Below are 6,746 nucleotides of genomic sequence, written 5' to 3'. Positions count from 1 at the left end.
CCTGCTGCCGGTGATGGTCGTGGCGTTCTATCTGCCGTTCCGTGGCCACAATGTGCTCGCTGCCGTGGTGTTCCTGCTCGCCGCGGTGACCGACTGGCTGGATGGCTACCTGGCGCGGCGGCTGAAGATGACGTCGGCCTTCGGCGCTTTTCTCGACCCGGTGGCGGACAAGCTGATGGTCGCCATCACGCTGTTCCTGCTGGTGGAGTCGCACCACCGCGTGGTCGAGTCGCACTACGGTGCCGCCGGCCCGGGTAGCGACTGGTTCGGCGTGGTGATGGCGGTGACCGCGGCAATCATCGTCGGGCGCGAGATCAGCATCTCCGCGCTGCGCGAGTGGATGGCCGAGATCGGCATGCGCGCGGCGGTGAAGGTGGCCTTCATCGGCAAGCTCAAGACGGTCATGCAGATGGTCGCGCTCACCGTGCTGATCGTGCAGCACGATGCCGAGACGCTGCGCCTGTACCACGTCGGCGAGTTCCTGCTGGTGGCTGCCGGCGTGCTCACCATCTGGTCGGGCCTGTACTACGTGCGCGCGGCCTGGCCGGCATTGAGCGGCGACCTGTCGCGACCGCCGGCATCGCCCGGCGAGGATTCCTGAGCGAGGGGGTTGACGGGTTCGGATCTCCCGCTAGAATGCGCGACTCCGATGCGGGAATAGCTCAGTTGGTAGAGCACGACCTTGCCAAGGTCGGGGTCGCGAGTTCGAGTCTCGTTTCCCGCTCCATCTTCGGCAAAACCTCGGGCTTCCGGGGTTTTGTTTTTTGAAGCGATGGCCTGGTGGCAGAGTGGTCATGCAGCGGACTGCAAATCCGCGTACGCCGGTTCGATTCCGACCCAGGCCTCCATCGCAGCAAGCCGGCGCCCAGGCGCCCCGATCAGCCCGCCGCATGCGGGCTTTTTCGTGCCCGCGCGGCGGGCGGGCGGTTCGTCAGCGCGTGCTACGATCCCGGCCCGCTGCGCGCTCCGAATGCGCCTCCTCCGGGCCCGAGTGGCGAAACTGGTATACGCAAGGGACTTAAAATCCCTCGGCCGCAAGGCCATGCGGGTTCGATCCCCGCCTCGGGCACACCCCCTCCGTCACCAAAACGGCACCCACGGGCTCAGGCCGGCAGCGTGTCCTGGTCGTCGCCCATGACCTCCAGCGCCTGCCATCCCGCCGTGCCCAGCCGGCGCAGGGTATCGATGTTGCGGCGATAGATTTCCTCCGGATCGGTCATCGCGTCCGCCGCGCGCGCCACGCTGTCTTCGCGCAGCAGGTGCAGCGTGGGCCAGGGCGAGCGGTTGGTGGCGTTCTCGACGTCTTCCGGCAGGGTGTCGGCGAACTGGTAGTGCGGGTGGAAGCTGGCGACCTGCAGCACGCCGTCGAGCTTCAGCGTCTCCACCGCGGCGTCGGCCACGTCGAGGAAGTCGTTGTAGTCGAGGAAGTCGCCCAGCACGTGCGGGTGGATCAGCAGCGTGGTCTCGCACTCCGCGGCGTCGGCCGCGGCCAGGCTCTGCAGTTCGCCGCACAGGTGGTCGAGCAGGGTGTCGGTGTCTCGGGCGTGACTCACCGCGTAGCGGATGCGGCCCTGGATGAATGGCGCCCGCGCGAACGGGCACAGATTCAGCCCGACCACGGCCCGCTCCACCCAGCGTTTCGTCGCCTCGACATAGGGTGTGTCCTGCGCGGTCAGGCCGGCGGTGATGAAGGGCGAGGCATCGGACATGGCGGCAATTCCGTGGGCGGGGCGGCGACTATAGCGGCCGGCGGGCGAGACGCGGGCGCTTGCATGTGCCCGATGCCGCCTCAACCATGCCGGGATGACATCACTGACCTTTGACAACACGTTCCTGCGCGAACTGCCGGGCGACCCGGAGTCAGGGCCGCGGCGACGGCAGGTGGAGGGCGCGCTGTATTCGCGCGTGGATCCCACCCCGGTGGCCGCACCGCGCCTGCTGGCGCACTCGCCGGCGATGGCGCAAGCGCTGGGGCTAAGCGAAGCGGACGTGGCATCGCCGTGGTTCGCCGAGGTGTTCGGCGGCAACCGGCTGCTGGAGGGCATGCAGCCCTGGGCCAGCAACTACGGCGGGCACCAGTTTGGCCATTGGGCGGGGCAGCTGGGTGATGGCCGGGCAATCTCGCTGGGCGAGCTGTTGACCGCGAACGGCGAGCGCCGGGAGCTGCAGCTCAAGGGCGCCGGCCCCACGCCGTATTCGCGCACGGCGGACGGGCGGGCGGTGCTGCGCTCGTCGATCCGCGAGTTCCTGTGCAGCGAGGCGATGCATCACCTGGGCGTGCCGACCACGCGTGCGCTGAGCCTGGTCGGCACCGGCGAGACCGTGCTGCGCGACATGTTCTACGACGGTCATCCCGAGCTTGAGCCCGGCGCGGTGGTGTGCCGGGTGGCGCCGTCGTTCATCCGGTTCGGCCACTTCGAGCTGCCGTATGCGCGGGGTGACCACACGCTGCTGCGGCAGCTGGTGGACTTCACCATCCGCCGCGACTTCCCGCACCTGGAAGGCTCGGGCGAGGCGCTGTATGCGGCGTGGTTCGGCGAGGTCTGCGAACGCACCGCGCAGACCGTCGCGCACTGGATGCGGGTCGGCTTCGTGCACGGGGTGATGAACACCGACAACCTGTCCATCCTCGGCTTGACCATCGACTACGGCCCCTACGGCTGGATCGACAACTACGATCCGCAGTGGACGCCCAACACCACCGACGCCGGTCGACGCCGCTACCGGTTCGGCCAGCAGATGCAGGTGGCGTGGTGGAACCTGTCGCGGCTGGCCTCGGCACTGTCGCCACTGTTTGCCGGCACCGAGGCGCTGCAGGCCGGACTGGACTGGTACGCCAGCAGCTACGCCACGATCGAACGCCGGATGCAGGCCGACAAGCTGGGCCTGGCCGAGCCGCGCAGCGAGGACGATGCGCTGCACGGCCAGCTGCATACGCTGATGGCGCAGGCGCAGGTGGACATGACACTGTTCTATCGCGCGCTGCTGGACTTCGATCCGGCCCGGCCGTTGCCGACGCCGGCGATGGATGACGCGTTCTACGACGCCAGCCTGCGCGAACGCTTCGATGGTGCGCTGCGCGATTGGCTGGTGCGCTACGCGAAGCGTCTGGGCGAGGACGCGCAGTCACCCGATGCCCGCCGCGAGCGCATGCGCCGGGTCAATCCGCGTTACGTCTTGCGCAACTACCTGGCGCAGGAAGCGATCGACCAGGCCACGCAGGGTGACCTGTCCGGCGTGCACACCTTGCTGGAGGTGATGCGGCACCCCTGCGACGACCAACCGGGCCACGAGCGCTACGCGCGCAAGCGCCCGGACTGGGCGAAGGAAAAAGCGGGCTGCTCGATGCTGTCGTGCAGTTCGTGAGGGGCTGCGGTATGCGCATGTGATGGCGCGTGCGAAACCCCGCGCCCGCGCCCCGCGCGTTGCCGCGGGTCCGGGCCCGGCGGCACCCGAGGGCAACGCCCCGCGTCCGCGCCCGGTGTCAGTGCAGTGCCTGGGCCACGAACTGGCGCAGTTGACCGGCGTTGAGCGCACCCGCCTGGCGCGCGATCTCTCGCCCCCCACGCAACAAGACCAGCGTGGGGATGGAGCGGATGCCGAAGCGCTGCGCCAGCGCTGGCTGGGCATCGGTGTCCACCTTGGCCAGCCGCAGCTGGGGCTCGAATTCCCGCGCCGCCGCGGCAAACACCGGCGCGAAGCCGATGCACGGTCCGCACCAGGTCGCCCAGAAGTCGACCAGCACCGGCAGGTCGCCGCGTGCAGCCACCGCATCGAAGTTGGCCGTGGTCAGCGCCAGCGGATGGCCGGTGAACAGCGGCTGGTGGCAGCGGCCGCAGTGGGGCTGCTGGTCCAGGCGTTCGGCAGGCACGCGGTTGAGGGCGCTGCAGTGCGGGCAGGGGATGGCGAGTGGCGCGTTCATGGGGCGATCCGGCGGCGGCAATGGCCGCAACATGATGGCCCGTGCGCCGGGTGCAAGGGGGGCTTGCCCGGTTGGCCGGTTCGCCGGTTCGCCGGCTGGCGTGGATCATGCTGGCAAGGCGCAGGGTCGGTACGCGTGGCAGCGGCCACGCCTCGTGGCGGGAAGATGGTTGGGCGGCTGCGCCGCGCGATCAGTCGGCGCCTTTCTCCGGCGGTGCGCCGGTGTCGCCGAAGCGTTCCACCCAGCGCCGGTAGGTGCGGTAGTGGTGGATCGCGAAGCCCGCGAACGAAGGATCTTCGCGCAGGGCCGCCTCCACCGTGCGCAGTGCCTGCTGGAGCGCTTTCGGCCCCACCTGGTCGAAGGTGATCTTCTCCAGCTCGTTGGGCGAAACCTCCAGGCCGATCACCACTTTCTTGCCCACGCGATTGGCGTAGGCGATCTCGCTGGCGGCGTGCGACAGGATGCTGTCTCGGCCTTCGACCTTGTGGCGATAGTCCATCAGCGCGACCTCATCGAACACATCGATGACGTGCTCGCTGACCGGCTTGGTCACGCCGTGCCAGGTCAGCTCGATGCCGTCGAGCCAGAACGGGATGGCCGGGCTCACGGTCAGCGTGCTGGCGTGGTGTTCGCGCTTGATCGCCATCAGCGCGGCGCCCATGTCGAGGAATCCAGCGAGCAGGCGTTCGCGGGTGTCGTCGTTCCATTCGTCGAGGATGTGCGGCTCGATGTCCAGGCTTGCGCCATCGAAGCGCGCTTGCGCCGGCACCGCGGCGTTGTACTGCACGACGCGGCGGAACATGTCCTGCGCCTGCTGGCGGTACGCCGGCAGGACGTAGCGCTCGGTGTGGAGGTAGCTCGAGCCGAGCAGCGCGTAGACCCGCATGTGCTGCCGGTGCAGGCGCTCGATGAAGGCGCGGTACAGCTGCGGTTGCTCGACGATCAGGTTGTGGCCCCGATAGGCATCGGCATAGAGATAGACGGTGTCGATGCCCTGGGACGTGAGATAGCGCACGGCCTCCTGCGCCACGGCGGGGTCCCTGACCATGGCGTAGGACTCCGCTTCCCAGGTCCACACCGCGCGGCTGGCGCCGGCCATCGCCGTGGCCGGCAGCACGCTCAGCAGCGAGTACAGGCACCAGCGACCGATGCGGCTCACGGTGCACCGCCGGCCGCGCCGGGGCCATCGACCGGCACGTGATAGCGGCCTTGCCCGACCGGTTTGCCGGTCTCCGGGTCGGATGGGATCACCGACACATAGCAGCGGCCTGCGCAGGTTTCCGGGCGCGGCAGGCCCAGCTGGACCTGCTGGTGCCCGTGCGCGGGCAGTTGCATGGGCTGGCCGGAGGCTTCCTTGAGCTCGCGGCCGTCTTCGGCGGTCAGCACCACCAGCGGCACGAACGTGCGGCTTGGCTGCGCGTCGCCGTTGTCGAAGCGGGCCTTCAGCGCGAGCTGGTCGCCCACCGAGGCCAGCTCGACCGACTGGGTCGAGATACCGTGTGCCACCGGTGCATCGCCGCCCGCGGCCGGGGCTGGCGGTGCGGCCTGGTAGGCCACCAGGGTGGTCCGGGCATCGTCCGGCGCGAGTGCCAGCTGCCGCAGGAAGATTGCATTGGCCTGCTGGTAGCGGTCCCACCGTCGCGTGGCCCAGGCGAGCGCGTCGGCGTCGTCGCTGGGCTGCAGGTGCATGCCTTCCTGCAGTTCGAACAACTGCCCGTTGTGCAGCCACCACCGGCCTGCAAGGTAATCCGGCGCGCTGGTCTTGGTTTGCTGCAGCGGCCACTGGTGGATGTTGCGGAAGCTGTCGTGGGTATCCAGTGCACCGCCCAGCCACGGCGTTTGCGCCGGTCGCTTCAGCCCGTACGTGTGCGACAGCAGCGCGAGCAGCGATGGCGTCACGTCCAGGTGCGAGGACACTGCGCGGAAGTGCCGGGGCTGCGTGAGCAGCGGCGAGAAGATCACCAGCGGTACGCGATAGCGGTCGATGTGCTCGCCCATCGGGATCTCCGGCAGGCGGTGGTCGCCGGTGATCACGAAAAGGGTGTTGGCATACCAGGGCTGCGCGGCTACCGACGCGAAGTAGCGGCGCAACTGGTCATCGGTGTACAGGACGGTGCTGTAGATGTCGGCGTTGGCCCGGTAGGTGGCCAGCTCACCCTGCGGAATGTGCAGCTCGCGCAGGCGCTGCTCGAAGCGAGCGACATAGGCGTCCTGCCCGGGAAATTTGTAGGCGGTATGCATGGAGATGGTCTGCATCGCCAGCAGGAACGGCGTCGCCTGCTGCGCGCTGTCGGCCAGCACGCGCGAGACCAGTTCCTTGTCGGCGTAGCCCCATTCGCTGAAGGGGTTGAGCGCATAGCCGGGGCCGAACGTGGTCTTGTCGACCAGCGTCTGCACGCCCTGCCGCTGCATGAACTCGCGCTCGTGGTCGAAGCGGGTGTCGGTGCCGTTGTAGAACGCGGTGTGGTAGCCCTGCGCGCGGAGCAGGCTGAACAGCCCGGGGCTGGCCGGCATGCGGTCGCCCAGCGCGGTGAAGCCCTCCCGCGCAAACGGCGCGGCGTTGAACAGGCTCGGCAGCACGCCGAAGGTGCGGCCCTGGTTGGCGAGGAAGTTGTCGAAGTACAGGCTGCGCGTGGCCAGCTCATCCAGGAAGGGGGTGAAGCTGCCCAGCGACGCCCCGGGCCCGGAGAACGAGCGGCCGAGCCCCTCGACCACGATCACCACCACGTTTGGCGGATACCCGTCGGACGTGGGCTTGAAGTAGGCACCGAGCGTGTCCGGTGTCTGCTCGGGATGCAGGAACGGAAACCGCGGATCCAGTGGT

General features: G+C 68.9%; 6 protein-coding genes and 3 tRNA genes. 5 read left to right on the top strand and 4 right to left on the bottom strand.

Going from position 1 to position 6,746, the window contains the following annotated elements:
• Nucleotide 1 precedes the first annotated feature (1 nt).
• From VFM98_RS22740 to VFM98_RS22725, 4 genes are all read left to right on the top strand, one after another.
• Nucleotides 2–601, top strand: a complete 600-nt coding sequence (locus VFM98_RS22740; protein WP_414709071.1) for a CDP-alcohol phosphatidyltransferase family protein — start codon at nucleotides 2–4, stop codon at nucleotides 599–601.
• Between the two features lie 50 nt (nucleotides 602–651).
• Nucleotides 652–727 (top strand) — tRNA-Gly (locus VFM98_RS22735).
• A gap of 47 nt (nucleotides 728–774) precedes the next feature.
• Nucleotides 775–848, top strand: a tRNA-Cys gene (locus VFM98_RS22730).
• A 137-nt stretch (nucleotides 849–985) separates the two neighbouring features.
• A tRNA-Leu gene (locus tag VFM98_RS22725) sits at nucleotides 986–1,069 on the top strand.
• A 34-nt stretch (nucleotides 1,070–1,103) separates the two neighbouring features.
• Here VFM98_RS22725 and VFM98_RS22720 read toward each other — a convergent pair.
• Nucleotides 1,104–1,709, bottom strand: a complete 606-nt coding sequence (locus VFM98_RS22720; RefSeq protein WP_325112169.1) for a DUF1415 domain-containing protein — start codon at nucleotides 1,707–1,709, stop codon at nucleotides 1,104–1,106.
• A 94-nt stretch (nucleotides 1,710–1,803) separates the two neighbouring features.
• On the opposite strand from VFM98_RS22720, the gene VFM98_RS22715 reads away from it, so the two are divergent.
• Nucleotides 1,804–3,366 carry a protein adenylyltransferase SelO gene (locus tag VFM98_RS22715; protein WP_325112168.1) on the top strand — a complete coding sequence of 521 codons (1,563 nt, stop codon included), beginning with the start codon at nucleotides 1,804–1,806 and terminating at the stop codon, nucleotides 3,364–3,366.
• 118 nt (nucleotides 3,367–3,484) lie between these two features.
• Here the strand turns inward: VFM98_RS22715 and trxC are convergent, their stop codons facing one another.
• The 3 genes from trxC to VFM98_RS22700 form a co-directional block, all read right to left on the bottom strand.
• On the bottom strand, nucleotides 3,485–3,922 hold the full coding sequence (gene trxC / locus VFM98_RS22710; RefSeq protein WP_325112167.1) for a thioredoxin TrxC: 438 nt from the start codon (nucleotides 3,920–3,922) through the stop codon (nucleotides 3,485–3,487).
• 190 nt (nucleotides 3,923–4,112) lie between these two features.
• The gene (locus VFM98_RS22705) at nucleotides 4,113–5,081 is read right to left on the bottom strand and encodes a hypothetical protein (protein WP_325112166.1); all 969 of its coding nucleotides are present in this window, start codon (nucleotides 5,079–5,081) and stop codon (nucleotides 4,113–4,115) included.
• Nucleotides 5,078–6,746, bottom strand: a 1,669-nt coding sequence (locus VFM98_RS22700; RefSeq protein ID WP_325112165.1) for an LTA synthase family protein, incomplete at its 5' end; no start/stop codon positions are given. The genes VFM98_RS22700 and VFM98_RS22705, both read right to left, overlap by 4 nt.

The sequence above is a fragment of the Ramlibacter sp. genome (assembly GCF_035706265.1).
In the GTDB taxonomy this organism is placed as follows: Bacteria; Pseudomonadota; Gammaproteobacteria; order Burkholderiales; family Burkholderiaceae_C; genus Ramlibacter.
The sequence above is the reverse complement of the archived record's forward strand: the minus strand, read 5'-3'. Positions and strand labels throughout refer to the sequence as shown.